Genomic DNA, 25,905 nt, shown 5'->3' on the forward strand with positions numbered 1-25,905 from the left:
GCCCACCCGCCTTCGGAAGGATGTGAGATGACGCCTTTGCAAGGCCTTCGCGTGCTGGATCTGTCCAGCGTGATTTTCGGCCCCCTGGCCAGCCAGGTCCTGGCCGACTACGGTGCCGAGGTGGTCAAGATCGAACCGCCCGAGGGCGACTCGACGCGCCATACCGGCCCCGCCCGGGAGGCGGGCATGGCGGCGATGTTCCTGGGCGCCAACCGCAGCAAGAAGAGCGTGGCGCTGGACCTCAAGCAGGCCGGTGCGCAGGAGGCGCTGGGCGCACTGATCGCCACGGCCGATGTGCTGATGCACAGCATGCGGCCGCAGAAGCTGGCGGCCCTGGGCCTCGCGCCCGAGGCGCTGCGCGAGCGTTTTCCGCGCCTGGTGTACGCCAGCCTGGTGGGCTTCTTGCCTGGCCCCTATGCCGGCAAACCCGCGTATGACGACGTGATCCAGGGCATGTCGGGGCTCGCCGACCTGATGGAACGGCAGGGCGGGGAGATGCGCTACCTGCCCACCATCGCCGCCGACAAGACCTGCGCCCATGTGGCCGCGCATGCCATCCTGGCCGCGCTGTGGCAGCGCGAGCGCACGGGCCGGGGGGCCTTCGTGGAAATCCCCATGTTCGAGTCCATGGTGGGTTTCAACCTGGTCGAGCACTACTACGGCCAGCACTTCGAGCCGCCGCTGTCCCCACCGGGCTACCCGCGTGTGCTGGCCCCCTGGCGCCGGCCCTACCGCACGGCCGACGGGGCGGTGGCCATGATGCCGTACACCAACCTGCACTGGCAGCGCTTCTTCACCGAGGTGGGTGCCCCGGACCTTGCGCGCGATGCGCGCTTCGCCGGCATCGCCAGCCGCACGCGGCACATCGCCGAACTGCTGGAGCTTGCGTCGGGCTTCACCGGGCGCCACACCACGGCCCACTGGATCGCGGTGTGCGAGCGGCTGGAAATCCCCGCCGCGCCCGTGGCCAGGCTGCAAGACCTGCCCCTGGATCCACACCTCGTGGCCACGGATTTCTTCGAAACCCTCTCCGACCCCGCCCTGGGCGAGGTGCGCTTTCCGGGCGTGCCGGTGCGCTTTGACGGGCAGCGCCCCGCCATCGCCATGCCCCCCCGGCTGGGCGAACACACCGAGACGCTGCTGGCCCAGGCCGGGCTCGGCGGCGCACAGATCCAGGCACTGCTGGGCACCCGCGCAGCCGTGGGCCCCTCTTCTTGACAAGGACACCTTCCATGATCCCCCAGACGCCTTCTGCGGACACCCTCCGCCCTGCCGCCCCCGCTGGCGTGGACCGCCATTTGCCGCGCCTTGGACAGGGGTTCGTGTGGCAGGACCTGAGCGTGGGACAACGCTTTCGCACCTTCCGGCGCACGGTCACCGAGACGGACCTGGTCAGCTTCATCGGCGTGACCGGCATGCTGGAGGCGATCTTCATCGAAGACGGCTACGAGGGCGGCGCCATGGCGGGGCGGCCCGTGCCGGGGGCGCTGACCTATGCGCTCATCGAGGGCTTCATCCTGCAGACCATGATCCAGGGCACGGGCCTTGCGATGCTGGAGCTGCACCAGAAGATCCTCGCGCCCGTGCGGGTGGGCGACACCATCGAGGCGGTGGTGGAGGTGACGGAGATCCGGCCCACCTCCAGGAGTGGCCGCGCGGTCGTGACCTCGCGCATCGACGTCTTCAACCAGCAGGGGGTACCGGTCATGACCTACACGGCCACCCGCTTGCTCGCCGGGCGTTCGTGAACAGATTTCCCCAACTACAACCACCCAGGAGACAAGCACCATGAAAAAAAGCACTTCCCGCACGTCTTCGCGACCCAGCGGCGTCCGGCGTGTATGCCTGGCCATGCTCGGCTGCGCGGCCGGCGTGGCGGCCATCGCCCCCATGGGCTTGGCACATGCGCAGGCCTACCCTTCCAAACCGATCACCCTCGTGGTGCCCTTTCCGCCAGGCGGGCCCACCGACCAGGTGGCGCGCGTGCTGGCGCAGAAGCTGACGGAGCAGATGGGGCAGTCCGTGATCGTGGACAACAAGCCCGGCGCCAACGGCAACATCGGCGGCACCCAGGTCAGCAAGGCGGCGGGTGACGGGTACACGCTGCTCTACAACACCTCGTCCATCACCCTGAGCCCGGCGCTCTACAAGAACCTGAGCTATGACGTGCAGAAAGACCTGGCGCCCGTGGCCCTCACCGCCGTGGTGCCGCTGGCCCTGGTCGTGCACCCGAGCCTTCCCGTCAACAATGTGCGCGAGTTCGTCGACTACGCCAAGGCCAACCCGGGCAAGCTCTCCTATGGCTCGGCAGGCAATGGCAATGTGACCCACCTGGCGGCTTTCCAGTTCACCAGGAGCCTGGGCATCGAGGCCACGCACGTGTCCTACCGGGGCAGCGCCCCCGCGGATGTCGACCTCGTGGCGGGGCAGATCCAGTTCATGACGGACACCATCAATTCCGTGATGCCTTTCGTGAAGGACAGGCGCCTGAAGCTGCTGGCGGTCACCACCGCCAGGCGCATGTCCCTGTACCCCGACGTGCCCACGCTGGGGGAAACCGTGATGCCCGGTTTTGAGGCGGGCGCCTGGCAGGGCGTGATGGTGCCCGCCAGGACGCCGGCGGCGCTGGTGCAGCGCCTCAACGCCGAGATCAACAAGGCGCTGCAAAGCGATGAGGTGCGTGCCAGGCTGGCGGTGCAGGGCGCCGAGCCGCTGGGCTCCACGCCCGAAGAGTACCGCGCCTATGTCGGCAAGGAACTCCAGCGCTGGGCCGGGGTGGTGAAATCGACCGGCGTGACCCTCGATTGAACGCGGCGGGGCCCCTGCACCGTGGTGCGGCGCCACAGTGCTTCAAAAATGATAGCTGCTTGCGCTTGATGGACAGGCGCTGGGGCCCATTTTGGCCTCAAAGGCCCTCGCGGGCCTTTTTGCTTCCTGCCACCTGTTGTGACCGGCGCGCCGCCATGCCAGGGCCGCCCCGCCGCGCTGGCGACGGCCCCCTTCAGGGGCTGAGGGCTGCGGCTCCAAGCCTGCTTGCGCAGGCCTGGACATGACCGAAGAGCAGCTGTTTCTGGCAACCGCTCAGGGGGTCAGTCAAGCTTCGCGCCTGAGGCCCTGATCAATCGCTCCCACACCGGCCGCTCCTTGGCGATCGCGGCCGTGAACAGCGCGGGCGAGCTGTTCTGCACATCGAACCCCATGGCCGCGATGCGCTGCGCCACGTCGGGCAACTGCGTGGCCTTGCGCACCTCGGCGGCAATGCGCTCCAGGATGGGTGCTGGCGTGCCGGCCGGTGCGCCAAAGGCCAGCCAGCCCGCCACGCGGTAGGCCTCGTCGTTCAGGCCCTGTTCGGCCAGCGTGGGCACGCCCGGCAGCGCGCCCATGCGGCGCTCGCCGCTCACGCCGATGGCCTTGAGCTTGCCCGCGTCGATGTGCGGCTTGGCCTGCAGCGCGCTGGCGAACGCGATCTGGATCTGGCCGCCCAGCAGGTCCTGCACCATGGGCGCCTCGCCGCGGTAGGCCACGTGGCTCATGTCGGCGTTCTGCGTGAGGCTCATGTAGGCGCCGGCCAGATGCGGGTAGGCGCCCGTGCCGTAGGAGCCGTAGGCCACCTTGCCCTTGTTCGCCACCACGTACTTGAGCAGCTCGGGGCCCGTGGCCACGGGTACGCCGGGGTGGGCCACCAGCACCAGCGGCGCGATGGCGATCTGGTAGATGGGCGCGATGTCGCGCTCGGGGCTGTAGGGCAGCTTGGTGTACAGGAACTGGTTGGTGAGCATGGAGTTGCTCAAGGCCAGCAGCAGCGTGTAGCCGTCGGGCGCGGCCTTGGCCACCGCGTCGGTGCCGATGATGCCGGCCGCGCCGGGCTTGTTGTCGATGACCATGGGCTGGCCCAGGCCCGCGGCCATCTTCTCGGCCAGCACGCGCGCGAGCACGTCGGTGGCGCCGCCTGCGGCAAAGGGCACGACCACCTTGATGGGCTTGCTGGGGTAGGCCTGCGCCAGGGCGGCGGGGCCGGTGCACGCGGCGGCGGCGGCCAGGGCGGCGGCGCCCAGCCAGTGGCGGCGGGTCATCGACGGGGGGTGGTGGGGCATGTGTCGTCTCCTGTCATGGGTATTGCAAATCAGGCTGGCCCGGCCCTGCGCGGTGGCGGGCCGGGGCTCGTTCAGGCGGGCTGGGGACTTCCTGGCGCCGGGGCGATGGTGACGGCAAGCGGCAGGGGCGCGAGCACCTCGCGCAGCCGGGCCTGCAGCGCGGCCGCGCCCGGGCCGGGCTCCAGGGTCACGCGCACGGCGCTCTCGCCTTCGGGCTGCACCTGCGGGCGGGGAAGGCCGGGGGTCTCGGCCCACACGCCGTCGGCCAGCGCCTGCACCGTGTGGCAGGCGGCCTGCAGGCGCAGCGCGGGCTTGTAGATCTTGCCCACGTTGGTCACGGGCATGGTGCCCAGGACCCGCACCCAGCGCGGGCGGGCCACGGCCTCGTCCACGCGCTCTGCGGTGAAGGCGAGCAGCTCGGCCTCGGTCGCCTGCGCGCCGGGCACCAGCGTGGCAAAGGCCACGGGCAGCTCGCCCGCATAGGCGTCGGGCGCGCCCACGGCGGCGGCGAGCTGCACGGCGGGGTGGGCGCCCAGCGCGTCCTCGATCACCTTGGGATCGATGTTGTGGCCGCTGCGGATGATGAGGTCCTTGGAGCGGCCGCTCAGGTGCAGGCGCCCTTCGGCGTCCACGAAACCCAGGTCTCCGGTGGCCAGCCAGCCGTCGGCCGTGAAGGCCTTGGCCGTGTCCGCCGCATCCAGAAACCCCGAGAACAGGTTGGGCGACTGGAACAGCACCATGCCCGGCTGCCCAGGCGGCATGTCCTGGCCGGACGCGTTGCCGTGCGCGTCCAGCGCCACGATGCGCAGCCGCGCGTACGGCAGGCGCCAGCCCACGCAGCCGGCGGGCGCGTGCACGCCCGGTGGCGTGATGGTGGAGATGCCCGCCATCTCCGTCATGCCCAGGCTTTCGTGCACATGCAGGCCGAACAGGCGCTCAAAGCGCGCCGCCAGCTCCGGCGCGAGGATGGCCGCGCCCGTGCGGCAGTAGCGCAGCGACGAGATGTCCGCGCCATCGAGCGGCACGTTGGCCAGCGCGGCCAGCACCGTGGGCACGGCCGACAGGTAGGTGCAGCGGTGGCGCTCGACCAGCCGCCAGTAGCTGGCGATGACCTCGCGGTTGCGGAACAGGCCCGCCGTCGGGATGATGGTCTCCACCCCCGCCGAGAGCGCCGCGAGCGAACCGGGCAGCACGCCCGCCACATGGAACAGCGGGTAGCCGTTGATGCCCACGTCCTGCGGCGTGATGCCCTGCATCTGCACGCTGGCCCAGGCGGTGAACACCTGCGCGCCATGGCTGTGGCGCGCGATCTTGGGCGCGCCCGTGGTGCCGCCGGTGTGAAAGTACGCTGCGATGTCGCCGGGCGCGATGCGCCGGCCGCTCACCAGCTGGCCGGCGGGCTGGCGCAGGCGCGCCGCGAAGTCCACCACGCCCTCGGGCAGCGCGCCGGCGGCGCAGGGCGCCTCATCGTGCGGGGCCACGCGCAGCACGGTGGCGAGCGTGGGCACCTGGCTGCGCAGGCGCAGGGCCTTGCTCCAGTAGCCCGCGTCGCCTTCCGCGCCGTAGGCGATCAGCACCTTGGCGCCCGCCAGCGCCATCATGGCCGCGAGCTTCTCGTCGGTGAGCATGGGGTTCAGGGGCTGCACGATGCCCGCCGCCTCGCCGCCCCACAGGGCCAGGTGGTATTCCAGGCAGCCGGGCAGCAGCACGGCCACGGCGTCCCGGGGGCCCACGCCCAGTGTGTGCAGCAGGTTGGCCGTCTGGTGGATGCCGGCCAGCAGCTGCGCGTACGACCAGCGGATGGGCGCGTCCGCCGGATCGGCCGTGGGCAGGAAGGTCAGCGCGGTCTTGCCGCCGAACGCATGGGCGGCATTGCGCAGGATTTCATAGGTGCTTCGCACCGGCAGCGCCTCGGCCAGGGGCGTGGCTTCCAGCTGTTCGACATCCCGCAGGCCGCGGAGGGTGGTGGCGGTGCGGGCAAAGGGCGGATGGAGTGCGGGAGCGGTCATGGACGGAAGTGCGGGCAGACCCGGGATTGTTGTGCCGACAGGATTTCTTGACAATTACATGAAGGATTGACACTCTGTATGAATATTTTTGACAAACAAGCGGAGCGCGCCACGTGGACCTCTCGGCACTGACCCTGCTGGTGGAGATCCTGGACGCCGGCAACCTCAGCCTGGCCGCGCGCAAGCTCAAGATGAGCCGCGCCAACGTGAGCTACCACCTGCACCAGCTGGAGAAGTCGGTGGGCGTGCAGCTGGTGCGCCGCACCACGCGGCGCGTGGAGCCCACCGAGGTCGGGCTGCGCCTGTACGAGCACGGCCGCAGCATCATGAACGAGATGCTGGCGGCGCGCGAAACCATCGCCACGCTGGGCCAGAGCCTGCAGGGGCGCGTGGGGCTGAGCATGCCCCTGGGCTACGGCCAGATGGTCATGGCCGGCTGGCTCATCGAATTCAAGCGTCTGTACCCGGGGATCGTGCTCGAAGTGATGTTCGAGAACCGCGTGAGCGACCTCGTGCGCGAGGACGTGGACATCGCCATCCGCATCATGACCGAGCCGCCGCCGGCCCTGGTGTCGCGGGCCCTGGGGCCCGTGCGCTACGTGGTGTGCGCCGCCCGCGCGTACGCGCAGGAGCACGGCCTGCCCACGCGCCTGGAGCACCTGGCCACGGTGCCGCTCTTCACCTCGGGCTTCATCGGGCGCGAGCTGCGCGTGGCCGCCTACCGGCCCGACGGCCAGCGCGAGGAAGTGCTGCCCCGGCCCACCCTGCTGTCCGAGCATTTTCCCTTCCTGCGCGACGCGGTCCTGGCGGGCCTGGGCGTGGGCCTGCTGCCCGACTACGTGGTGGCGGACCCGGTGCGCGAGGGGCGCATCGTCACCGCGCTCGACGACTACAGCCTGAGCGTCTTTGGCACGCAGATGTTCCTCCTGTACATGCCCAACCGCTACCAGACCAGTTCGGTGCGCACGCTCATTGATTTCATCCTCGAGCGGGCGGGCGGTGTGCCTACAAGAAGCCCGGCACCTGGCCACCCATAATGGGGCGTTCTCATCCACCATGGCGCGACCGGAGCTCCTGACATGAACACTCCCCGACATCCCAAGCGTTTCTCGATGATCCGCGAATTCCACCTGGCCGACTGGTTCACGCTGGGCAACGCGGTCTGCGGCGTGGGCGCATTGTTCTCGTCGATGACCTACCTGGAAACCGGCGCCGTGGTGCACGTCTACTTCGCCGCCGCCCTCGTGCTGGCCGCGCTCATCTTCGACGTGCTGGACGGCCGCATCGCGCGCTGGCGCCAGAAGAGTTCGGCCATGGGCCGGGAGCTCGATTCGCTGGCCGACGTGATCTCGTTCGGCGTGGCTCCGGCCATCATCGCCTATGGCTGTGGCATGCAGGGCCTGTACGACCGCATCGTGCTGGCCTACTTCGTGGCCTGCGGCGTCTCGCGCCTGGCGCGCTACAACGTCACGGCCGAAACCCTCTCGGGCGACGACGGCAAGGTGAAGTACTTCGAGGGCACGCCCATCCCCACCTCCATCGTGCTCGTGGGCCTGCTGGCCCTGGCGGCCTACCTGGGCGCGGTGCGCGAGAGCCTGTGGTTCGGCAAGGTGCTCATCGGCGGCTTCACGCTGCACCCGCTGGTGCTGCTGTTCGCGCTGTCGGGTTCGCTGATGATCAGCCGGATCCGCATTCCCAAGCTCTGAGCCACTGGCTGGCGGTACGGTCGACCTGCTCGTGCGGCCTATGAACCACCGCAGCGACGGCGGTCATGTGCCCGTCTGGGAACGCAGCGAGCTGACGCCCGAAGAGCTGGCGCGTTGGTCGTGCCTGGCGACCACCACGGGCCGGGCCCTGCTCGACAGCTCGCCGGTGACTGCCTCAAAGACTGCGATGCGGGCAACGACGCGCTAAACCCGCTGGCCCATCCCCGGGGACCAAAACCCCCGCACTGCCTTGTACTACAGGGTACACCTGCATGCTTTCGTGCGAAGCCCTGGGCCACCCACCCGGACTGGTTGTGGGCGAACCGCCCCAGTATTCGAAACTTGCGCAGTCCGAAACCTGGTCCCGGCAGTTCACGCGCCTGGACGACGATGAAGGTGCTGCGCTGGGTGCGCGCATCCCTGGCGCCATGAGGCCATGCCCCCGGTTGACCTGCATTTTGCTATAAAAATAGAAGCTACATACGCTTGCTATATGGCGGTAGGCCTTGTTTTTCCCGGCTTCATTGCCGCGGGGCACGGTCCGTAGGGGGGCTGGAGGTGGCCATCCTCGCGGGGCTTCAGGCCCCCGGCGGCGCGTAACCCTAAGGGCACGTCCAGGCGCCGCTGCGGCGGTTGAACAGCTCGCCACCGAAGAAGAGGGCGTTGCCGTCGTTTGCCAGGGCCCAGGACGCTGCGTCGCGCGCTATGACGGCCTGCCTGCGCCATGTAGCACCCTCGCGGGCGAACAAGGCGATGTGCCACCCGGGCGCCGCACTCCCCGTGCCTGCGCATGTGAGGTCTGCACCAGTGATGTGGAACTCTGCCGGCAACGAGTTGGGTGCGTTCAGGGCTTCGACGGCCAGCGTGGCGCCCTCGTTGGAGAGCGCCAAGGCGCTGTACCGCGATGCCGCAATGTCCAGGAAATTCACGATGCCCACGGGCAGCCGCGCTTGCTCGCTCCACGTCCCGCCTCCGCTTTGCGCGTAAACATGCAGGTGTGGTGGTGCGAAGCTCTCGCTGCGGGTGATGGCGCCGCTGTTCAACGCCAGCGTGCTGCCATCGCCGGACAGGGCCAGGGCCGTTCCCACGACGCTGCCTCCCGGCGCCAGATGGCTTTGGGGTGCCCAGGTCGTGCCGGTGCGCACGTAGGTGAAAACAGCGTTGGGGGTGTTAGTGGCAGCGCCATAGATCCCCGTGACGGCCAGCAGGTTGCCGTTGGCCGACAGTGCCAGCTTGCCGGGGACGGAGGCCAACTGGCAGGGCTGGGGGCATGCGGCAGGCGTCTGGGTCGATGTAATCGTGGCTTGCAGGCCCCAGGTTGCGCCGCCGCGGTGGTAGATCTGTATCTTGTCGTCTTCAGCCCCCGCCAGGGTGGTGCCGTCCGAAGACAGCGCGATCCGGGACGCGCGCGTGGGGAACTCGGCTTGCTGCTGCCATGGCTGGTCGATGGCCGTGCGCGCGAACACCAACAAGGTGCTTGTCGAACCGCTGGCACCGCGCAGGACCAAAGTCAGGCCGTCCTGGGATATGGGATCGAAATTGCTCGCTGATGATTTGAGGGGCGCACGCCCCGATGGGAATTCATGGCTGATGCTTTTGGGAATGTCCAGCGCCTTCGCTGCGGTGAAGGCTCCACAGCCATCGGTGTTGCAAGCCCGCAGACGGAAGGTGGCGTTGATGAAGTCAGGCAGCCGGGCGAGATTCAGGTAGCCGAACTGTCGTTGAGTCGTGGAGTAGAAACTGAGGCCTTGCGCCTCGCCCATCTGCACTTCCGTTTGAGGCCCTGGGCCATCCGTGTCGGCAAAGAGCTCATAGCGGGTGGCGCCCGGCGTGGCGCTCCACGAAAAACTCAGGGCCCCACCGTTCTCAAAGTTCTCTGGGGCGGCCAGCGCGCCGGTGACGGGAGGCTGGCCTGGCTCTGCGGAGCCTGAGCCGCCACCGCAGCCTGCCAAGGCCAGTGCGGCACAGCTCAAGGCCAGTGCGGCTCGCAAGGTCGGCAAGGCACGTGGGGCCCATTGGTGGGCAGCTTCGGGTGCAAAAGTCATTGTGTTGTGATGCATGGGTGCTTTTTCAGGAAGCGGTAAACGGTGCTCGCGTACCTGTGGTGGTACTTTGCAGCGGTGATTCAAATCGTCCCCATGTGTTCTTCCCACATGCCTGGTTGGACTGGGCACCTTCGACAACAAGTGCCATGAAAATGATAGCTGCCAGTGCCAAGTGAGTAGGCGCAGTAGCACCATTTGATACAAATGATCAGCTCGCGCGCCGGTTCACCAGCACGATCCCCGCCGCTACCAGCACCAGCGCCGCCACCAGTCCGGGCGTCACGGGCTCGCCCAGCCACCAGGTGCCAAACAGCAGCGCGAACACGGGCGTGAGGAACACGAACACCGAGATCTTCGTGGCCGGGTAGTGCGCCAGCATCCACATCCAGGCCAGATAGCTCACGAATGCACCCACGAGTGCCTGCACCAGCAGCGAACCCCAGGCGAAGGTGCTGAACTGCAAGGTCCAGCTTTCGCCCAGGGCCAGCGACAGCCAGGGCAGTGCGGCGGCGCTCACGCCCACCTGGTAGAGCAGCTGCTTGGCGGGCGCCACGCGCGCGAGCGGCGTGGTGCGGATCACCACCGTGGTCAGCGCCCACATCAGGCCCGCGGCCAGGCCCAGCAGGTCGCCCAGCCAGGCACGGGGCAGGGCGGCGTTGGCGGGGCCCAGCAGACCGTCGCCCAGCGCCAGCCCCACGCCCACAAAGGCAGCGGCCAGTCCCAGCCACTGCCAGCCCTGCAGGCGCTCCCCGGGGATGAAGCGCGGCAGCAGCAGGGCCACCCAGAACGGGGCGGCATAGAGGAACACCGTGAGGCGCGACGCCGTGGTGTACTGCAGCCCCAGGTAGATGCAGGCAAACTCTCCTGCGAACAGCGCCCCGGCGAGCAGGCCCGCGCGCGGTGCCCCGGCCGGCTCGGCCGCGCCCGACAGCGGCACGCCGCGCCACGCGCACCAGGCGGCGACCGCCACGGTGGCCAGCACGAAGCGCAGAAAGGCCTGGTACACGGGAGCCACCTCGCCCACGGTGGCTTTCACCAGCACCTGCTGGAAGCCCCAGAACATGCAGCAGGCCAGCAGCAGGGCGATGGCCAGGGAATCGATGTGGGTTTTGCGGGGAGCAGACATCGGTCGATTATCAAAGACCCTTGCCCGGCGGCCCGTCGCCCATGCATCCAGGCGCCCCGGAGCGCGGGCGGAAGGCTTCACGGCCCCTCGCGACCCTGGCGGCCATTGGCCCGGTTTCCGATGAAGGCACGGGCTCCCCAGGGAGGGGCACGGCGCCACGCGCGAGGCGCCGCGCGTTTCCCCTTGTGTTCCCGCGCAGGGCGCCCGGGGAGCGCGAACAGGTTCTTACACGGGCCCACGGTACACTTTGCGCCTTCTGAAACCCGTTCCCGAGCGTCTTTTCCACCCCTCATTCATGGCCCTTACGACGGCGGCGCAGTCCCGCACCAGCTTTGACCTCAAGAGCGCCTCTTTGCCCGTGGTGGCCGTGGTGCTCAAGACCACCGACGCCGCGCTGTTTGCCGCCGACCTGGCCGAGCGCGTGGCCGACGCCCCGGGCTTCTTCGACAATGACCCGGTGCTGATCGATCTGGCCCCTGTGCGCGAAGCGCAGGAACCCATCGATTTCGCGGCCATCACGGCCTTGCTGCGCAGCCACAGCACCCTGCCCGTGGCGGTCCGCGGCGGCAGCCCTGCCCAGATGGATGCCGCGCGCGCGGCCGGGCTGGCCGCGGCGCCCGATGCACCGCCCGTTCGCGCCGAGGCCCCTGCCACCCCGGTGCAGGAAGTGGTGCGCGAGGTGATCCGCGAGGTCGAGGTCGAAGTGGTGCGCGAAGTGCCCATGCCGGGCCCCGGCACCGTGGTGGTGGACAAGCCCCTGCGCTCGGGCCAGCAGGTGTATGCCCGTGGCGCCGACCTGGTGGTGATGGCCGTGGTGAGCTTTGGCGCCGAGGTGATCGCCGACGGCAACATCCACGTCTATGCCCCGCTGCGCGGCCGCGCGATTGCCGGTGCGCGCGGCAACACCGAAGCGCGCATCTTTTCGACCTGCCTGGAGCCCCAGCTGGTGTCCATCGCGGGCATCTACCGCACCACCGAGACCGAGTTGCCCGCCGATGTGCACGGCAAGCCGGCCCAGGTCCGGCTCGACGGCGAGAAGCTCATCATCGAAGCTCTCAAGTGAAACACCCCCCTATGTCGCTTCGCTCCTTCCCCCCGCTCTCGCAGCGCTGCGCGCAGCGGGCAGGGGGACGCTCCCAGCGCGGCGGGGCGGCCCTTGCGCGGGAGCCCTGGTGTGGGCCACGCCCGCGTCAAGCGTCGCCCCGGTGCATGCGCCACGAAAATTGATACTTCATTCATCATCAAACCCCTCAAGAGACCCCAACACATGGCCAAAATCGTCGTCGTGACCTCCGGCAAGGGTGGCGTGGGCAAGACCACCACCAGTGCCAGCTTTGCCACCGGCCTCGCCCTGCGCGGCCACAAGACCGCCGTGATCGACTTTGATGTCGGCCTGCGCAACCTCGATCTCATCATGGGCTGCGAACGCCGCGTGGTGTACGACCTGATCAACGTGATTCAGGGCGAGGCCAACCTGAACCAGGCCCTCATCAAGGACAAGCAGTGCGACAACCTGTTCGTGCTGGCCGCCAGCCAGACGCGCGACAAGGACGCGCTCACGCAGGACGGCGTCGAGAAAGTGCTCAAGGACCTGGCCGCGATGGACTTCGAGTACATCGTCTGCGACTCGCCCGCCGGCATTGAAAGCGGCGCGCTGATGGCCATGCACTTCGCCGACGAGGCGCTGCTGGTGACCAACCCCGAGGTGTCGTCGGTGCGCGACTCGGACCGCATCCTGGGCATGCTGGGCAGCAAGACCAAGCGCGCGATCGAAGGCGGCGAGCCGATCAAGGAGCACCTGCTCATCACGCGCTACAACCCCAGCCGCGTGCAGGACGGCCAGATGCTGAGCCTGGAAGACATCCAGGACATCCTGCGCATCAAGCTGATCGGCGTGATCCCCGAGTCGGAAGTGGTGCTGCAGTCGTCCAACCAGGGCACGCCCGCGATCCACGCCAAGGACTCGGATGTGTCCGAGGCCTACAAGGACGTGATCGACCGCTTCCTGGGCGCCACCGACAAGCCGCTGCGTTTCATCGACGCGGAAAAGCCAGGCTTCTTCAAACGCCTGTTCGGGAGCAAATAAGCCATGGCTTCTTTCCTGTCCTTCCTGCTCGGCGAGAAGAAGAAAACCGCCAGCGTCGCCAAGGAGCGGCTGCAGATCATCCTGGCGCACGAGCGCAACGGCCGCAATGCCTCGGAGCCCGACTACCTGCCCGCGCTGCAGCGCGAACTGGTGGCGGTGATCTCCAAGTACGTGAAGATCAACCCCGACGACCTCAAGGTGCACCTGGAGCGCCAGGATAACCTGGAGGTGCTGGAGGTCAAGATCGAGCTGCCCGACACGGTGCGTTGAAGGCTCGGTTTCGAGCAAAATTGGGCTCTGACGCTTATCTGGTAAGCGCTAGTAGCTATCAATATTGATGAATCCAGTGGGGCCTGGTTAGCGCGCGTGCTTTGCCCACTTGCCGGCCAGCGCCTGCGCGATGCTCAGCCCGCGCTGCCCGGGCACCAGCGTGGCGGTCTCTCCGGCGGCGATGGTGCCGGGCTGGTCCACCGCCAGGTAGTAGCCGCAGCATCCGGCCAGGGCCATGGTGCGGCCCGCCTGCGCAAACCCCATGACGGCGTTGAACTTGAAGCATGGCTCGCGCGGGGCGCTCACCCGCAGCACGCAGTGGGGGAAATGCCATTCGTCGCCCACAAACACCTCCGCTTCCAGCGGCCCGTCGATGGTGAGGTTCTCCCCCATGAAACCCGGCGGCAAGGTTTCATCGAACAGGCTCACGCCGCGTTCGCGGCGCTGTGCCTGCCAGAACGCGTAATGGGCGGCGGGGTAGGCGTATACGGCCTTGCCCAGGCCGCCGTGCACGCTCGGGTCGGCCTGCTCGTCCCCCGCCAGGCCCAGCGGGCCCACGGCCACCGGGCCGGTGACGGGCGCCTTGCCGATGGCGGTGAGCACCGAACGTTCGCCCACCTTCAGGCGCCGGGCCAGGCCGATGTTCACGTGGCGCACGGCCACGGTGGGGGTCGTCACAGCGGGTGCTCGGTGTAGAACTTGCCCCCGTGGTACAGCAGGGGCGAGATGCCTTCGCGGTGCTCGCAGCGCTCGACCTCGCCCACAAAGATGGTGTGGTCGCCCTCCTTGTACTGGCTGCGGTTGAAGCATTCGAACGTGGCAGCCGCCCCGGCCAGCAACGGGGCGCCGCTGATGCCGGGCCGGTGTTCCAGGCCTGCCCAGCGATCGATGCCGCGCGTGGCAAAACGCTCGGCCAGCGCCTTCTGGTCCGCGGCCAGCACGTGGATGGCGTAGTGCGAGCCGTCGGCAAAGGTGGGCAGGGTGCTGGCGCCGTGCGACAGGCTCCACAGCACCAGCGGGGGCGCCAGCGACACCGAATTGAACGAACTGGCCGTGAGGCCCACCAGGTCACCCGCTGCCGTGCGGGCCGTGACGATGGTCACGCCCGTGGCAAACATGCCCAGTGCATCGCGAAACTCGCGTGTGGAGAAGCTCGGTGGCAGGGCGAGGGCGGGGCGGGGGGGCGAAGGGTTCACAAAAGCGGTGCCAGCGGTGGCAGCAGGGGGGAGCAACTATTATCAGGCGCCACCCACCACCGCGCTGTTGCGGGGTTTACTTCCGTAAGACTTGCGCAAATCGGGATGCAACCACCACCTGGCGTGGGGGGGAGCTATCTGCCTGAGCCCTGTTTTGCGTAAGTCATTCCTGTTCCGTTTTCCACCGCATGGCCGTTCTTCCTACCTTCACCGCCCTGGGCTCCGGCCCCACCGTGCTCATGCTGCACGACGCCGATGGCGACCACCTCACCTTTGCCCCCCAGGTGGAAACGCTGGCCACGGTCGGCTACCGCGCCGTGGCCTGGAACATGCCGGGCTATGGCCGCAGCGCGCCCGTGGAGCCCTACACCTTCAAGGCGCTGGCGCAGAGCTGCCTGGCCCTGATCGACGCCCTGCGGGGTGGCCCGGTCACGCTGGTGGGGCACGGCATGGGCGCCATGGTGGCGCTGGAGGCCGCCGTGCGCGGCCCATCGCAGGTGCGGCGCCTCGTGCTGTGCGCGGGCGGGCCGGCGCTCGATGCGCAGGCGGTGGAAGACTGGGTGGCGCCCCGGCTGCGCGCCCTGAAAGCGCTGGATGGCGGTGGCGGCATGGAGGCGCTGGCGCAGACGCTGGTACCCCAGTTCATCGGTACCGGCGCCCTGCCCGAAGGGGTGCGGCTGGCCAGCCATGCGCTGGCCCAGGTGTACCCGGGGGCCTACCGGCGCGCGCTGGAGGCCTTGCCCACGTTTGATCGCGGGGCTGCCGCGCTGGCCCACCTGGCCATGCCCACGCTGCTGGTGGGGGGCGCGCTGGACCGCTGCACACCCCCCGTGGCCCTGGAGGCGCTGGCCCAGGTGCTGCCCGATGCGCAGACCCTGATGCTGCCCCATGTCGGGCACTGGCCCCAGCTGGAGGACCCCGAGGGTTTCGATGCCGCGCTGCTGGACTTTCTGGCGCAGCGGCGGGTGCTGCACTGAGCTTGCCCCATCCCGCAGGGCCGATGGTTCGGCCGTCCAAGCGGTGCATTTTTTCCCCCGCCATGCCCTGGCGCCGCCGGGCGGGCTCGTGCAGGCCTGATTGCTCCTTCCCTTTCTCCTTCTGTTGCCATGTGGTTTGCCCTGAAGAAAATACTGTCTGCGCTGCTGTTGCCCCCGGTGTCCAGCATCCTGCTGGCGCTGGTGGGGCTGTGGATCGCGCGCTACCACCGCCGCACGGGCATCACGGTGGTGGTGCTGTCGCTGCTGTCGGTGCTGGTGCTGTCCTGGCCACCGGTGTCGGACGCGCTGGTGCGCAGCCTAGAGCGCTATCCGGCGGTCGTCCCCAAGGAGTTGCCTTCGTTAAAAGTGCAGGTCATCGTAGTGCTGGGCGGCGGCGCCGACACGGTGGCGCCTGAATACGGCGTGGACGTGCTCAGCCGGGGCGCGCGTGAGCGGGTGCGCTACGCCGTGTACTTGCAGCAGCAGGCGGGCTTGCCCATCCTGGCGACGGGCGGCTCCACCGGCGGCACGCGGGCCGAGGCGCTGGTCATGAAGGACGTGGTGGAGCGCGAGTTCAAAGGGCGGGTGCGCTGGACGGAGGTGGAGTCGCTCGACACCCGCAGCAATGCCGAGAAATCCGCCGCGCTGCTCAAGGCCGCGGGCATCGAGCGCATAGCCCTGGTCACCCACGGCTGGCACATGGTGCGCGCGGCCGGGGCCTTTGAGCGCGCGGGGCTGCAGGTGCTGCCCGCGCCCATGGGCTTCAAGGGCGGGCAGGCCCGCAAGCTGTACCGGGTGTTGCCGCGCGCCTCCGCGCTGGCCGACAGCAGCCTGGCGCTGCACGAATGGCTGGGGATTCTGGTGCAGCGGATGGGGCTGGGCTCCTGACACGACGTTGTCAGCAGCCCGGCAATAGCCTCGTGTGCATCATTCTTGAGAGGGAGCTGCCCATGATGCAGGCCAATGCCGCCGGCACAGCGAAGTGGAAAGGCGCGCCGGGCGCCGGCGCCCCAGCCATGGGAGACGCCGCGCACGCCCCGGTGCCGGATGGATCTGCGGGCCGCCAGAGCCTGGCGAACCTGATGGCGCTCGGGCAGGCGGATACAGTCTCCCTCGTTGCAATGCCCACAGTGGGGTGACATGGGTTTTTCTGCCGCTGAAAAAGAGCAAATGCTGGCCCTGCACGACGTGGGGGCCACCGTGATTGCGCGCCTGGAGCAGGTCGGGTTTTCGGCGCTGGCCGAACTGGTCGACGCGGATGTGGCCGCGGTGACCAGAACCATCTCGGAGATGATGAGGTCCACCTGCTGGCACAACAGCCCCCAGGCGCGCGGCGCCATTGGCGCCATCGTGGCGCTGGCCCGGAGCCGGCAGCCCTAGCTGTTCTCGCCGGCGGCCCGGCCCCTGTGGCGAAAGCCACACCCACCGCGACCGCAGCAGCCTCACCCTGGGCCGTGCCGGCACGGCGTTGTGGTTAGCTACGCCAGCAAGAAGTCCGGCGCCGCAGCCAGCGCCTGCGCGTCGGCCTGCACCGCCCCCGGCGGCCCGCCCTTGCCCCAGAGCGCGCCGCCCCAGGCCATCGACAGGAACCGGGCGCACAGCTCCACGGAGTCGATCATGGGCTGGGCCTTGGCGCGGTCGCCGCTGGTGGTGATGAGCGCCAGGGTCTTCGCGCCCATGGGCTCCTTGAAGGCCAGGCCGGGCACGCGCATCCAGGCGCTCCAGTGGTCCAGGTAGGTCTTGAGCGGCGAGGGAATGCTGTACCAGTAGACCGGCGCCACGAACACGATGTGCGTGGCCGCCAGCGTGGCGTCCAGCAGCGTCTTCATGTCGCCTTCGGGCGGCGCATAGGTGCCCGAGGTGTGGCGCTGGTCCACGAAGGGCGGCAGGTCCATGCGGGCCAGGTGGTGCCAGGTTTGCGCGGTGCCCGGGGGCAGCGCGGCGGCCGCCTGGCGCGCGAGCCACTCGGTGTTGCCGGTGTGGCCCGGCTCGCGGGTGGACGTGGTGAGAAAGAGGTAGTGCGGTGCAGGCATGGACGGGATCGTAACGGCCCCGGCCCGTGTCTGCTGGCAGTGGCTTCAGGCCGTGGCGACGGCCCGGGGCGCGCGCACGCGTTCGTCGCCCAGGAAGCCGAAGTTCATCGCGGGCTGTTCGCCGCTGATGAGCTCGGCCAGCGCCTTGCCCGAGCCCGCGCCGTGCGTCCAGCCCAGCGTGCCGTGGCCCGCATTCACCCACAGCTTGCCCACGCGGGTCTGCCCGATGAACGGGATGTTGGTGGGCGTGGCCGGGCGCAGGCCGGTCCAGTACTGCGGGTCGCCGCCTTCTTCGGGCGTGCGGGTGTCGCACACGCCGGGCAGGATGGCCTCGATGCGGCGCGACAGCATGTGGCAGCGTGCGCGGGCCAGTGTGCTGTCCAGCGTCAGGTCCCAGCCGTTGAGTTCGATGGTGCCCGCCACGCGCAGGTGGTTGCCCAGGCGGCTCATGGCGATCTTCTTGCCGTCGTCGATGGTGGAGACCATGGGCGCGCCCTCGGGCTTGAGCAGCGGGAACGTGGCGCTGTAGCCCTTGCCAGGGTAGATCGGCAGGTCCACGCCCACGCTGCGCAACAGCGGCGCGCTGTAGGAGCCGCAGGCCACGACCACGGCGTCGGCCTTCAGGATGAAGTCTTTTTTGCCCCCGCCGCTGGACTGGCGTGCCATGACAGCTACCGAATCAATAGCGTTGCCGATCTTGTTCAGGCGCAGCACGTCGTGGCCATAGAGGAACTGCGCGCCGCGCGCCATGCAGCGGCGGGCGAGTTCCTGCGTGAACACGCGCGCGTCGCCGCTCTCGTCGGTGCTGGTGTAGGTGCCGCCGGTGATCTTGTCGCCGTAGGCCTTGAACGCGGGCTCGATCTGCAGCAGTTCGTCGCGGCTCACCAGGCGCCGTTGCACGCCGTGCTTGCGCATGAGCTCCACCGCATGGCCCGCGGCGTCGAAGGACTTCTGGTCGGTGTAGAAGTGGGCGATGCCGCGTTCGAGCCGGTTGTACTCAATGCCCGTGGTGGTCACAAGGTCCTTGAGCGCGGCATGGCTGTAGGCGCCCAGCGCCACGATCTGCTGCACGTTGCGCTCGAACGCCGCGTCGTTGCACTGCGCCAGGAACTGCAGGCCCCAGCGCCATTGCTGCCAGTCCATCTGGGGGCGGAACAGCAGCGGCGCCTCTTTGTCGAACATCCACTTGAGCGCCTTGAGCGGTGCCTCGCGGTTGGCCCAGGGCTCGCAGTAGCTCACCGAGATCTGCGCCGCGTTGGCAAAGCTGGTTTCGAGCGCCGCATCGGGCTGGCGGTCGACCACGATGACCTCGTGGCCGCGTTCGAGCAGGTGCCACGCGGTGCTGATGCCGATGATGCCGGCGCCCAGGATGATGGTTTTCATGGGGCGCAGTGTGCGCGACATTGCGTTGGACTAAAAGCAAAATTAAACTTGATGCAAAAACATCAGTCCACCTAATAAAGCAACCCTGGCCACGCCCTTTTCAGCCCCCCGGAAGACCCCATGAGCACCTACGACCCCGCAGCCCTGGAATGCCTTGCCGCCATCGTCGAGGAAGGCGGCTTCGAACGCGCCGCACAGCGCCTGAATGTCACGCAGTCGGCGGTGTCGCAGCGCCTGCGCGCGCTGGAGGCGCAGGTGGGCTCGGTGCTCATCGTGCGCAGCCGTCCGCTGCGGCCCACCTCGGCGGGGCAGTTGCTGCTCAAGCACACCAAGCAGCTGCGACTGCTGCGCGCCGACCTGGAGCGCGACCTGCACGAACTCGCGCCCAGCGCCCCCGGCGGCACGCGTGAGGACGAACGCATCTCGATCGCCATCAATGCCGACAGCATCGCCACCTGGGCCATGGGCGCGCTGCACGACCTGGTGCGCCAGCGCCTGCCGCTCGAAATCATCGTGGACGACCAGGACTTCACCCAGGAATGGCTGCGCTCCGGCCAGGTGCTGGGCTGCGTGACCACGCTCAAGCAGGCCCTGCGCGGCTGCAAGATGGTGCCTCTGGGCGCCATGCACTACGTGGCGGTGGCGTCTGCGCCCTATGCGCAGCAGCACCTGCCCCAGGGGCTCACGCCGCACAACTTCCGCGAAGTGCCGTTCCTGTCGTTCAACCGCAAGGACGACATGGCCGCCGAATTCGTGGCCCGTGCCTTCGGCCTCAAGCGCGTGGCGCTCAACCACCTGTTCGTGCCCGGGTCGGAGGCGCAGATGCGCGCCGTGGCCGCCGGCTGGGCGGTGGGCGTGGTGCCCGAGCTGCTGGCGCGCGGGCCCATCGCCGACGGCAGCATGGTGGACCTGGCGCCCGGCCGCAGGCTGCCGATCCAGCTGTACTGGCACTGCTGGAACCTGGAGTCGGCGGTGCTGGACGCGCTCACGGCCGCGCTCACGGCCACGGCCGCCCGCACGCTCGAGGCGCCGGCGGCCTAGCCGGGGCGGCGGCTGCGTTCAGTGCGGCCGGCCCACCACGAGATGGCACGAGGCCATGGGTGCCAGCGTCTGCCCCACGGTGCATCGGGTCTCATCACCCGGGCCCTGGATGCGGTGCGCGGCGGTCACGCCCACGGCGGTGATCCGCTGGGGGCGGTCCGTGGTGTTGCGCACCTCGTAGGCGTGCAGGTAGTCGGCGAATGCACGTTCCAGGTCGGGGTGGTCGGGAATGTCGGCCACGCCCCCCGCCGGGTTGTCCAGCGGGACATCGCTGGAGGGCACCGCGATCGCCTGTCCGCCCCACGGCATGCACAGCAGCGCCGCGCAGGTCAGCAGCCCCGGCACGATGGCGCGGACCACGCCGTGCCCCGCGTGGCGCAGCAGGTGGCGGGCCGCGGCGGCCAGGAGCAGCACCAGCACCAGCAGCCCCCATTGCGACAGCGTGGGCACGGCGGCCGGGGCCGCCAGCGGGGCATAGGCCACCGCGCCCACGGGCGCGCCCTGGGCCCAGGCGGCGGGGGCTGCAGCGGCGGCGGCCCACAGCAGGGCGATGCGTGGGGCGGTTGCGGGGTGACGGGAGGGATGGTTTTTTTGCATGAAATTGCCTTGTAGCGCTTGTTTTAAAAGGGTGAGTAGCTATTGTTTTGGGAGTGACGCGCGAGCCCTGCGACGGGACCCGGGCCGCCGTCGGTCAAGGCCAAGCCCACGCTGCGCCGGTTGGTTGGCCGCGAAAAGGGCGGCGGCGATGCCGCGGACAAGGAACATGGTGGCGCGCACGGAGAAGAAGCGAAGGAGGGCTGCCGCGCATGCTAGGCAGCATTCACGCCGCGGCTTGACTGTGCGTTTCAGGGCGCTTGACTGCCCGTGCCGCCGAGGGATCGGCAAAAGCGGGTGCTACACCCTCAAGCCGCGCAGCCAGTCCGCGTATTCGGCGGTGGTCTGCCCGCTGGCGCCGTCCGGGCCCTTGCGGGGCGCTTGCCAGCCGCGCCCCATGGCACGCACGTCGCTGGGCGTGAGGCCAAAGGTCGTGCGAAAGGCGCGGCTGAAATGCGCCTCGCTGGTGAACCCGGCGCGCGTGGCGATCTCGCCCACCCGCAGCCGGCGGTTGGCCGGGTTGGCCAGCGCGTGGAACGCCCGGGCCAGGCGCTGCTGCTGCACGTAGTGCGCCACGCCGCCCAGCGGCTCGAACAGCCGGTACAGCATGCTGCGCGAGACGCCGAACGTGCGGCTCAGCAGCTCGGGGCTGAGCGGGGCCCCCAGGTGCTGCGCGATGTATTGCTGGATGCGTCCGAGGGTGACACCCTGGATCTGTGGTTCCGCCTGGGCGAGGGTGTCGCGGCCCGGGCGCAGGCAGGCCGCCAGCATCTGCGTGGTGGCCTGCACCACGGCGGGCGCCTCGGGGAGGGTGACGGTGGGCAGCCGCCGATGCAGCGACTGCAGGTAGTCGCTGAGCAGCCCGCCCAGCGCCGTGTGGCCGCGCAGCACCGTGCCGTGCAGGTCGGCCGAGGGGCTGCAAAAGGCCTCGTCGGCGATCTCGCGGGGCACGACGATGGACAGGACGTGCGAGGGGCTGGCGTAGGTGCGCTGCGTGCGGCCGAGGTCGAACACGGTGATGTCGCCCGCGCGCACCTGCATGTCCACGCCGTCGTCGTGCTGGCCCACGAACCCGCCGCTGCGGTACCACTGCACCAGGTAGTGGTTGACCCCGTCGCGCGCCACGCGCGGCGTACCGCGCGAGAACTGCTGCCGGCCAAAGCGCAGGTCGCCCACCAGCAGGGCGCCCAGGTGGCTGGCGGTGACCGATGCACTGAAGCTCTCCAGCGGATCGCGGTCCAGCGGCGCGACATCGAAGACCACCGAAATGCTGCTGCGCCAGGCCTCGAAGCGCTCTTCGCCGGAACCCTGGTCGGTGGTGAAAACTGTCGATGGCAGGGCGTGCGGCGTGGACATGGCGGCGCGATTATGGGGGCGGGTGCTGCAGTGCACCAGCGCAGATTGCCCGCCCTCGCGCCCAGGCCCGCGGCACGATTCCTGCTGGAGAAAACGTGAACGACGTAGTTGCATTGCAACTTGGTCATTTATTTTTTTACTGTGATGTATAAAATGGACGCCATGCAAACGCAGCCCCCCAAAGCCTCGTTCAAGGAGCAGATGCACCAGGCGCGCGAGGATGCCATCCTCCAGTCCACCTGCCAGCTCCTGGGCGAAAAGGCCTTCGACGCCATGACCATGGACGATGTGGCCAACGCCGTGGGCATTGCCAAGGCCAGCCTGTACAAGCACTTTTGCAGCAAGGAAGAGCTGTGCAGCGCCGCCATGGTGCAGATCCTGGCGCGGGTGCGGGCCTATCTGGCGGACTTGCCCGCCGAAACGCCACCCCTCGAAAAGCTCCATGCGCTGGTGCGCTGGTCGCTGGAGCGCCTGCTGAGCAATGAAATGCCGCTGCTGCCCAGCCGCAACTCCACGCTGCGCGCGGTGCTCATGGCCAACAAGGACTATCTCAACGGCCTGGTGGCGGTGAGCGACCAGATCGGCGAATGGATCACCCAGGCCCAGGCCGAGGGCGTGATCAACCCCACGCTGCCACCGCTGGTGGTGCTGTACACCTTGTATGCGCGGGCCTGTGACCCGGTGGTGAGCTTCCTCAAGGAAGGCGGCCAGTATTCGGATGCGCAGATCGTGGATCTGGTGGTGCGCACCTGTTTCGACGGGCTGGCTGCGCGGTAGCGGCAGCCCGTTCCGGCGTTTCGCACCTCGCAAGAAAGCCCGGCATGCCGGGCTTTCTTGTCTTGCGGGCGAAAAACCCTGCCGAGGCAGGGCGCGGCCTGCGCCGGGCGGCGGGGCTCAGCGCACGAGCAGTACGGGCACCTTGCTGTGGGCCAGCACCTGCGTGGTGACCGAACCCATGACCAGGGTGGCCAGGGCCCCGTGGCCGTGGGAGCCCATCACCAGCAGGTCGAACTTGCCGCTGTCGGCCACCTTGGCGATGTTCTCGCCCACCGTGCCGACCTTGACGCTGCGCTTGGCCTCCACACCGTGGCGCGCGAGAAACTTGCACACGGGCGCCAGGATTTTCTCGGCTTCTTCGGCGTGGTAGTTCTCCACGACTTCCTTGCCCAGGGCCGCGCGGGCACGCGCGGGCAGCGGGGCCTGCACGGTGAGCACCGTGTACTGGTGGTTGCCCCCCAGCAGTTCTTCGTGGGTGGCCAGGTAAGCCAGCATTTTCTTGGTGTAGGCGCTGCCGTCGACAGCAAGCAGGATGTTCATGGTGTTCTCCGAAAAGGAATGGGTCAGACTAACGTGCGCGGACTTCTGTTGTCTTGACCTGGGTCATGTTTTTTCCTCTGCACTGCGGGGCGGCAGGGCCCCGTGCACCGATCATAAGGTGATGCAGCACTGCGCCTGGAACGCCGCCTGCTCGCCCTTGCGCGCATAACCCAGCGGATTGGCCACGACGCGGCACTGCCACGGCGTGCCGTCCTCGCGCAGGCCCCGTGCCGTGTAGTCGCTCGGGGCATGCAGGTGCCCGTGCAGCCACAGCTGCGCGCGGGGCAGCAGGGCGTCCAGCGCGTTGCAGAAGCCCGCCGTGCCCGGCACCATGCCGTAGCGCGGGTCGGCACTGCGCAGGCTGGGCGCGAAGTGCGTGGCCACGACCGTGGGCCCGTCGAACGGGACCGCGAGCGCGTCGGCCAGCCACTGCTGGCAGGCCAGGGCCTGGTCGCGCACGGCCTCCGCGAGGAATGGCTGCGCATGGCGGGTGCCGCCCGTCTTGCGCAGATAGAAATTCGCCGCCCGGAAAGCCTTGTCGCGCAGCTTCAGGCGCCTGACCAGGTCGGTGGTGCCTTCGTGGTCCGCCAAAGCGTCGAAATCGCTCCAGAGCGTGGTGCCCACGAAGCGGACACCTTGAAGAGTGACCACCTCCCGCTCCAGCCAGGTGATCCCCAGCCGTTCGCAGGTCCTGCGCAGCCGCTGGTGGGCCGCATCGAAATCCTGCGCGTCGTATTCGTGGTTGCCGGGCACGAAGAGCACCGGCGTGGGCCAGCCCGCGTACGGGGCCAGGGGCGAGAACCGGGCGAGGCCGAAGTCATCGTCCTGCAGCAGCGAGCCCTGCTGGTAGGAGCCCACGTCCCCCGCAAGCACCAGCACATCGGCGCCGGGGGCCGGTTCGGGGATGAAATGGGGGTGCGCCTCAAGGTGCAGATCGGACAGCAGCTGGATGTTCATGGAGCGCGCAGTCTACGGGCTCGGGGTGGGAAGGGGCGAAGCGAATGCCCTGGCGGCACCCCGAAATGCGCCAGATCCCGCCGCAAGGCACTGCCGCGGCAGGCCGCGCTGGGGTGGGTGGGCGGGATGCCCGCGCCCGGGCCTCACGGTTCGGGAAAGGTGCGGCGCGCCGAGCGCGCCAGGGCGTGCAGCAGCCAGGTCATCGCCGCCTGCTGCGGGCCGCGGCGGCGCCACAGGGCATCGACGTGCACGGGCGGGACGTCCAGCGGCAGGGCCCGTTGCACCAGCGCGTCGGAGATGCCCGTGACGGGCACGAAGTGGCGCGGCAGCACCGTCAGCAGGTCCGAACCCGACACCACGCGCCCGGCGGTGAAGAACTGGTTGACCGTGATCACCACCTTGCGCTCGCGGCCCAGGGAGGCCAGCGCCTCGTCGATGAAACCGAAAGGGCGGCCGGAAAAGCTCACCAGCATGTGCCGGGCAGCGCAATAGGCGTCCAGGGTGAGCGGCGCGTCCGCCAGCGGGTGGCCCTGGCGCATCACGCACACGTATTCCCCGTCGTAGAGGCGGCGGCTCTCGAACGCGACCGCCCCGCCCGACTGCGCGCGTGCCGTGAGGTCCGCCAGCACGGCCGGAAAGTAGCCCACCGCCATGTCGGCGGCTTCCTCGTCGAGCAGGCGTCGGGGGTCGCGGGTGGTCAGGGGCAGCACCCGGATCGAAATGCCGGGGGCCTCGCGCTCGATGATCTCCACGAGGGCGGGAACCAGCGTGGCCGCCGTGGCATCGGCCATGGCCAGCACAAAGGTGGACTCGGCCGTGGCGGGCTCGAAGCGCCCCGGCGCCAGGGAGTCCTGCAGATGGGCCAGGGCCTCGCGCACGGGGGGCCACAGCGCCAAGGCGCGGGGCGTGGGCTCGACCCCCTGGCCGCTGCGCACCACCAGTTCATCCCCCAGCACGTCGCGCAGCCGGCGCATGGCATTGCTCACGGCGGGCTGGGTGATGGACAGCTTGTGCGCCGCGCGCGTGAGGCTGCGCTCGGCCATCACCTCGTCGAAGACGCGCAACAGATTCAGGTCCAGCGAGCGGAAGTTCAAGGGTGTCATGGCAATTCATCACCATTATGAATATCAATGATTCAAAATATAAACTTGAACATGCAAAGGGTAAACCCTAATATCACCCCATCGCCCGGCAATCTCGCCACAAGCGTTAGAAAAGGGAAACCGAAATGACCAGCTTTGCACACGTTGACTACCCCACTGAACACCCCGGCGTGGTCCGCGCCGAAAACGCCGCCGCCGCTCTGAAGAGCGTGGCCGCCAACTTTGACGGCGCCCGTGGTGCCGCCACCCTGCTGCTCGCGGCCGTCGTGTCGGCACTGCTGGTCGTGGCCAACCAGGTCATCGACACCTGGAGCGAAGGCCACCTGCTGGCCGCGTGGATGGTGCTGTGGCTGGTGGCGTTCGCCGCCCTGGCCCTGCTGACCGCCCCGGCACGCCGTGCTGGCGCCGCTCTGCGCGTGGCAGGCCGCGCCTGGGCGGAAAACCGCCGCCGCGCCGCGGACGACGAGCGCACCTGGCAAGTCGCCATGAAGGATCCCCGCATCATGGCTGAACTGAACCATGCAATGGGCATCCCCACGGTGAACGATATCCGCACGTACTACTGAGACCGCGCTGCGCGGCCGGCGCGGCCGTCCCGATCCCCTTGAAGCC

Annotated in this window: 27 protein-coding genes; 14 read left to right on the top strand and 13 right to left on the bottom strand. The window is 68.9% G+C overall.

Features of this window, described 5'->3' with window-relative positions:
- Positions 1-27 precede the first annotated feature (27 nt).
- Genes AC3RCE_RS00905 through AC3RCE_RS00915 form a run of 3 tightly spaced genes read left to right on the top strand, consistent with a single transcriptional unit; the run spans position 28 to position 2,808 of the window.
- The gene (locus AC3RCE_RS00905) at positions 28-1,218 is read left to right on the top strand and encodes a CaiB/BaiF CoA transferase family protein (RefSeq protein ID WP_492254309.1); all 1,191 of its coding nucleotides are present in this window, start codon (positions 28-30) and stop codon (positions 1,216-1,218) included.
- Between the two features lie 14 nt (positions 1,219-1,232).
- Positions 1,233-1,748 carry a MaoC family dehydratase gene (locus AC3RCE_RS00910; protein WP_255590934.1) on the top strand — a complete coding sequence of 172 codons (516 nt, stop codon included), beginning with the start codon at positions 1,233-1,235 and terminating at the stop codon, positions 1,746-1,748.
- Positions 1,749-1,788: 40 nt separating this feature from the next.
- Positions 1,789-2,808, top strand: a complete 1,020-nt coding sequence (locus tag AC3RCE_RS00915) for a Bug family tripartite tricarboxylate transporter substrate binding protein (protein ID WP_369641023.1) — start codon at positions 1,789-1,791, stop codon at positions 2,806-2,808.
- 281 nt (positions 2,809-3,089) lie between these two features.
- On the opposite strand, the gene AC3RCE_RS00920 is transcribed toward AC3RCE_RS00915, so the two are convergent.
- Together AC3RCE_RS00920 and AC3RCE_RS00925 are read right to left on the bottom strand one after the other, a co-directional pair.
- Positions 3,090-4,094, bottom strand: a complete 1,005-nt coding sequence (locus AC3RCE_RS00920; RefSeq protein ID WP_492254310.1) for a Bug family tripartite tricarboxylate transporter substrate binding protein — start codon at positions 4,092-4,094, stop codon at positions 3,090-3,092.
- 71 nt (positions 4,095-4,165) lie between these two features.
- Positions 4,166-6,103 carry an acyl-CoA synthetase gene (locus tag AC3RCE_RS00925; RefSeq protein ID WP_492254311.1) on the bottom strand — a complete coding sequence of 646 codons (1,938 nt, stop codon included), beginning with the start codon at positions 6,101-6,103 and terminating at the stop codon, positions 4,166-4,168.
- 113 nt (positions 6,104-6,216) lie between these two features.
- On the opposite strand from AC3RCE_RS00925, the gene AC3RCE_RS00930 reads away from it, so the two are divergent.
- Positions 6,217-7,140 carry a LysR family transcriptional regulator gene (locus tag AC3RCE_RS00930; RefSeq protein ID WP_492254312.1) on the top strand — a complete coding sequence of 308 codons (924 nt, stop codon included), beginning with the start codon at positions 6,217-6,219 and terminating at the stop codon, positions 7,138-7,140.
- Positions 7,141-7,182: 42 nt separating this feature from the next.
- Positions 7,183-7,809: a CDP-diacylglycerol--serine O-phosphatidyltransferase gene (pssA, locus tag AC3RCE_RS00935; RefSeq protein ID WP_218296505.1), complete on the top strand. Its 627-nt coding sequence runs from the start codon at positions 7,183-7,185 to the stop codon at positions 7,807-7,809.
- A 602-nt stretch (positions 7,810-8,411) separates the two neighbouring features.
- On the opposite strand, the gene AC3RCE_RS00940 is transcribed toward pssA, so the two are convergent.
- Together AC3RCE_RS00940 and AC3RCE_RS00945 are read right to left on the bottom strand one after the other, a co-directional pair.
- Entirely contained in the window at positions 8,412-9,572 is a 1,161-nt protein-coding gene (locus AC3RCE_RS00940; RefSeq protein WP_492254313.1) for a hypothetical protein, read from the bottom strand.
- A 490-nt stretch (positions 9,573-10,062) separates the two neighbouring features.
- The gene (locus AC3RCE_RS00945) at positions 10,063-10,980 is read right to left on the bottom strand and encodes a DMT family transporter (RefSeq protein WP_492254314.1); all 918 of its coding nucleotides are present in this window, start codon (positions 10,978-10,980) and stop codon (positions 10,063-10,065) included.
- Positions 10,981-11,275: 295 nt separating this feature from the next.
- On the opposite strand from AC3RCE_RS00945, the gene minC reads away from it, so the two are divergent.
- From minC to minE, 3 genes are all read left to right on the top strand, one after another.
- Positions 11,276-12,043 carry a septum site-determining protein MinC gene (gene minC, locus AC3RCE_RS00950; protein ID WP_492254315.1) on the top strand — a complete coding sequence of 256 codons (768 nt, stop codon included), beginning with the start codon at positions 11,276-11,278 and terminating at the stop codon, positions 12,041-12,043.
- A gap of 204 nt (positions 12,044-12,247) precedes the next feature.
- Positions 12,248-13,066, top strand: a complete 819-nt coding sequence (gene minD / locus AC3RCE_RS00955; protein ID WP_218296509.1) for a septum site-determining protein MinD — start codon at positions 12,248-12,250, stop codon at positions 13,064-13,066.
- Between the two features lie 3 nt (positions 13,067-13,069).
- Positions 13,070-13,336 (top strand): cell division topological specificity factor MinE, encoded by a 267-nt coding sequence (gene minE / locus AC3RCE_RS00960; protein WP_015011987.1) that lies wholly within the window; start codon positions 13,070-13,072, stop codon positions 13,334-13,336.
- Between the two features lie 87 nt (positions 13,337-13,423).
- Here the strand turns inward: minE and AC3RCE_RS00965 are convergent, their stop codons facing one another.
- Positions 13,424-14,014, bottom strand: a complete 591-nt coding sequence (locus tag AC3RCE_RS00965) for an MOSC domain-containing protein (RefSeq protein WP_218339225.1) — start codon at positions 14,012-14,014, stop codon at positions 13,424-13,426.
- Complete coding sequence (locus AC3RCE_RS00970) at positions 14,011-14,532, bottom strand: flavin reductase family protein (RefSeq protein ID WP_029414219.1); 522 nt, start codon at positions 14,530-14,532, stop codon at positions 14,011-14,013. Before AC3RCE_RS00970 ends, AC3RCE_RS00965 begins: the two co-directional genes overlap by 4 nt.
- A gap of 188 nt (positions 14,533-14,720) precedes the next feature.
- Here AC3RCE_RS00970 and AC3RCE_RS00975 point away from each other — a divergent pair, with 188 nt between their 5' ends.
- The 3 genes from AC3RCE_RS00975 (at position 14,721) to AC3RCE_RS00985 (ending at position 16,889) form a co-directional block, all read left to right on the top strand.
- Positions 14,721-15,509 carry an alpha/beta fold hydrolase gene (locus AC3RCE_RS00975; protein WP_492254316.1) on the top strand — a complete coding sequence of 263 codons (789 nt, stop codon included), beginning with the start codon at positions 14,721-14,723 and terminating at the stop codon, positions 15,507-15,509.
- Between the two features lie 129 nt (positions 15,510-15,638).
- Positions 15,639-16,397, top strand: a complete 759-nt coding sequence (locus AC3RCE_RS00980) for a YdcF family protein (protein WP_492254317.1) — start codon at positions 15,639-15,641, stop codon at positions 16,395-16,397.
- 282 nt (positions 16,398-16,679) lie between these two features.
- Positions 16,680-16,889, top strand: a complete 210-nt coding sequence (locus AC3RCE_RS00985) for a helix-hairpin-helix domain-containing protein (RefSeq protein ID WP_492254318.1) — start codon at positions 16,680-16,682, stop codon at positions 16,887-16,889.
- Between the two features lie 98 nt (positions 16,890-16,987).
- Here the strand turns inward: AC3RCE_RS00985 and AC3RCE_RS00990 are convergent, their stop codons facing one another.
- Complete coding sequence (locus AC3RCE_RS00990; protein ID WP_218296514.1) at positions 16,988-17,542, bottom strand: flavodoxin family protein; 555 nt, start codon at positions 17,540-17,542, stop codon at positions 16,988-16,990.
- Positions 17,543-17,587: 45 nt separating this feature from the next.
- Positions 17,588-18,925 carry a D-amino acid dehydrogenase gene (locus AC3RCE_RS00995; protein WP_492254319.1) on the bottom strand — a complete coding sequence of 446 codons (1,338 nt, stop codon included), beginning with the start codon at positions 18,923-18,925 and terminating at the stop codon, positions 17,588-17,590.
- 120 nt (positions 18,926-19,045) lie between these two features.
- Between AC3RCE_RS00995 and AC3RCE_RS01000 the strand changes: the two genes are divergently transcribed.
- Entirely contained in the window at positions 19,046-19,966 is a 921-nt protein-coding gene (locus tag AC3RCE_RS01000) for a LysR family transcriptional regulator ArgP (protein ID WP_218296516.1), read from the top strand.
- A gap of 18 nt (positions 19,967-19,984) precedes the next feature.
- Here the strand turns inward: AC3RCE_RS01000 and AC3RCE_RS01005 are convergent, their stop codons facing one another.
- Complete coding sequence (locus AC3RCE_RS01005) at positions 19,985-20,563, bottom strand: midcut-by-XrtH protein (RefSeq protein ID WP_492254320.1); 579 nt, start codon at positions 20,561-20,563, stop codon at positions 19,985-19,987.
- Positions 20,564-20,860: 297 nt separating this feature from the next.
- Positions 20,861-21,916 (bottom strand): helix-turn-helix domain-containing protein, encoded by a 1,056-nt coding sequence (locus AC3RCE_RS01010; RefSeq protein ID WP_492254321.1) that lies wholly within the window; start codon positions 21,914-21,916, stop codon positions 20,861-20,863.
- Between the two features lie 153 nt (positions 21,917-22,069).
- Between AC3RCE_RS01010 and AC3RCE_RS01015 the strand changes: the two genes are divergently transcribed.
- On the top strand, positions 22,070-22,693 hold the full coding sequence (locus tag AC3RCE_RS01015; protein ID WP_218296519.1) for a TetR/AcrR family transcriptional regulator: 624 nt from the start codon (positions 22,070-22,072) through the stop codon (positions 22,691-22,693).
- A 117-nt stretch (positions 22,694-22,810) separates the two neighbouring features.
- Here the strand turns inward: AC3RCE_RS01015 and AC3RCE_RS01020 are convergent, their stop codons facing one another.
- From AC3RCE_RS01020 to AC3RCE_RS01030, 3 genes are all read right to left on the bottom strand, one after another.
- Positions 22,811-23,233 (bottom strand): universal stress protein, encoded by a 423-nt coding sequence (locus AC3RCE_RS01020; protein WP_218296520.1) that lies wholly within the window; start codon positions 23,231-23,233, stop codon positions 22,811-22,813.
- 111 nt (positions 23,234-23,344) lie between these two features.
- Complete coding sequence (locus AC3RCE_RS01025; protein ID WP_492254322.1) at positions 23,345-24,190, bottom strand: metallophosphoesterase; 846 nt, start codon at positions 24,188-24,190, stop codon at positions 23,345-23,347.
- 143 nt (positions 24,191-24,333) lie between these two features.
- Positions 24,334-25,293 carry a LysR family transcriptional regulator gene (locus AC3RCE_RS01030; RefSeq protein ID WP_218296522.1) on the bottom strand — a complete coding sequence of 320 codons (960 nt, stop codon included), beginning with the start codon at positions 25,291-25,293 and terminating at the stop codon, positions 24,334-24,336.
- 125 nt (positions 25,294-25,418) lie between these two features.
- Between AC3RCE_RS01030 and AC3RCE_RS01035 the strand changes: the two genes are divergently transcribed.
- Positions 25,419-25,859, top strand: coding sequence for a hypothetical protein (locus tag AC3RCE_RS01035; RefSeq protein ID WP_218296523.1), 441 nt, complete (start codon positions 25,419-25,421; stop codon positions 25,857-25,859).
- Positions 25,860-25,905 lie beyond the last annotated feature (46 nt).

This window comes from Acidovorax sp. GW823-FHT05D11, assembly GCF_058795695.1.

Excerpts from the sequence above, each read along its gene's own strand:
- AC3RCE_RS00945 (WP_492254314.1), bottom strand. The coding sequence starts at position 10,980 with ATGTCTGCTCCCCGCAAAACCCACATCGATTCCCTGGCCATCGCCCTG.
- AC3RCE_RS00995 (WP_492254319.1), bottom strand. The coding sequence starts at position 18,925 with ATGAAAACCATCATCCTGGGCGCCGGCATCATCGGCATCAGCACCGCG.
- AC3RCE_RS01030 (WP_218296522.1), bottom strand. The coding sequence starts at position 25,293 with ATGACACCCTTGAACTTCCGCTCGCTGGACCTGAATCTGTTGCGCGTC.
- minC (WP_492254315.1), top strand. The coding sequence starts at position 11,276 with ATGGCCCTTACGACGGCGGCGCAGTCCCGCACCAGCTTTGACCTCAAG.
- AC3RCE_RS01035 (WP_218296523.1), top strand. The coding sequence starts at position 25,419 with ATGACCAGCTTTGCACACGTTGACTACCCCACTGAACACCCCGGCGTG.
- AC3RCE_RS00910 (WP_255590934.1), top strand. The coding sequence starts at position 1,233 with ATGATCCCCCAGACGCCTTCTGCGGACACCCTCCGCCCTGCCGCCCCC.
- AC3RCE_RS01005 (WP_492254320.1), bottom strand. The coding sequence starts at position 20,563 with ATGCAAAAAAACCATCCCTCCCGTCACCCCGCAACCGCCCCACGCATC.
- AC3RCE_RS01020 (WP_218296520.1), bottom strand. The coding sequence starts at position 23,233 with ATGAACATCCTGCTTGCTGTCGACGGCAGCGCCTACACCAAGAAAATG.
- AC3RCE_RS00975 (WP_492254316.1), top strand. The coding sequence starts at position 14,721 with ATGGCCGTTCTTCCTACCTTCACCGCCCTGGGCTCCGGCCCCACCGTG.
- AC3RCE_RS00985 (WP_492254318.1), top strand. The coding sequence starts at position 16,680 with ATGCTGGCCCTGCACGACGTGGGGGCCACCGTGATTGCGCGCCTGGAG.
- AC3RCE_RS00925 (WP_492254311.1), bottom strand. The coding sequence starts at position 6,103 with ATGACCGCTCCCGCACTCCATCCGCCCTTTGCCCGCACCGCCACCACC.
- AC3RCE_RS01000 (WP_218296516.1), top strand. The coding sequence starts at position 19,046 with ATGAGCACCTACGACCCCGCAGCCCTGGAATGCCTTGCCGCCATCGTC.
- minE (WP_015011987.1), top strand. The coding sequence starts at position 13,070 with ATGGCTTCTTTCCTGTCCTTCCTGCTCGGCGAGAAGAAGAAAACCGCC.
- AC3RCE_RS01015 (WP_218296519.1), top strand. The coding sequence starts at position 22,070 with ATGGACGCCATGCAAACGCAGCCCCCCAAAGCCTCGTTCAAGGAGCAG.
- pssA (WP_218296505.1), top strand. The coding sequence starts at position 7,183 with ATGAACACTCCCCGACATCCCAAGCGTTTCTCGATGATCCGCGAATTC.
- AC3RCE_RS01010 (WP_492254321.1), bottom strand. The coding sequence starts at position 21,916 with ATGTCCACGCCGCACGCCCTGCCATCGACAGTTTTCACCACCGACCAG.
- minD (WP_218296509.1), top strand. The coding sequence starts at position 12,248 with ATGGCCAAAATCGTCGTCGTGACCTCCGGCAAGGGTGGCGTGGGCAAG.
- AC3RCE_RS00905 (WP_492254309.1), top strand. The coding sequence starts at position 28 with ATGACGCCTTTGCAAGGCCTTCGCGTGCTGGATCTGTCCAGCGTGATT.
- AC3RCE_RS00990 (WP_218296514.1), bottom strand. The coding sequence starts at position 17,542 with ATGCCTGCACCGCACTACCTCTTTCTCACCACGTCCACCCGCGAGCCG.
- AC3RCE_RS00940 (WP_492254313.1), bottom strand. The coding sequence starts at position 9,572 with ATGGGCGAGGCGCAAGGCCTCAGTTTCTACTCCACGACTCAACGACAG.
- AC3RCE_RS00980 (WP_492254317.1), top strand. The coding sequence starts at position 15,639 with ATGTGGTTTGCCCTGAAGAAAATACTGTCTGCGCTGCTGTTGCCCCCG.
- AC3RCE_RS00920 (WP_492254310.1), bottom strand. The coding sequence starts at position 4,094 with ATGCCCCACCACCCCCCGTCGATGACCCGCCGCCACTGGCTGGGCGCC.
- AC3RCE_RS01025 (WP_492254322.1), bottom strand. The coding sequence starts at position 24,190 with ATGAACATCCAGCTGCTGTCCGATCTGCACCTTGAGGCGCACCCCCAT.
- AC3RCE_RS00915 (WP_369641023.1), top strand. The coding sequence starts at position 1,789 with ATGAAAAAAAGCACTTCCCGCACGTCTTCGCGACCCAGCGGCGTCCGG.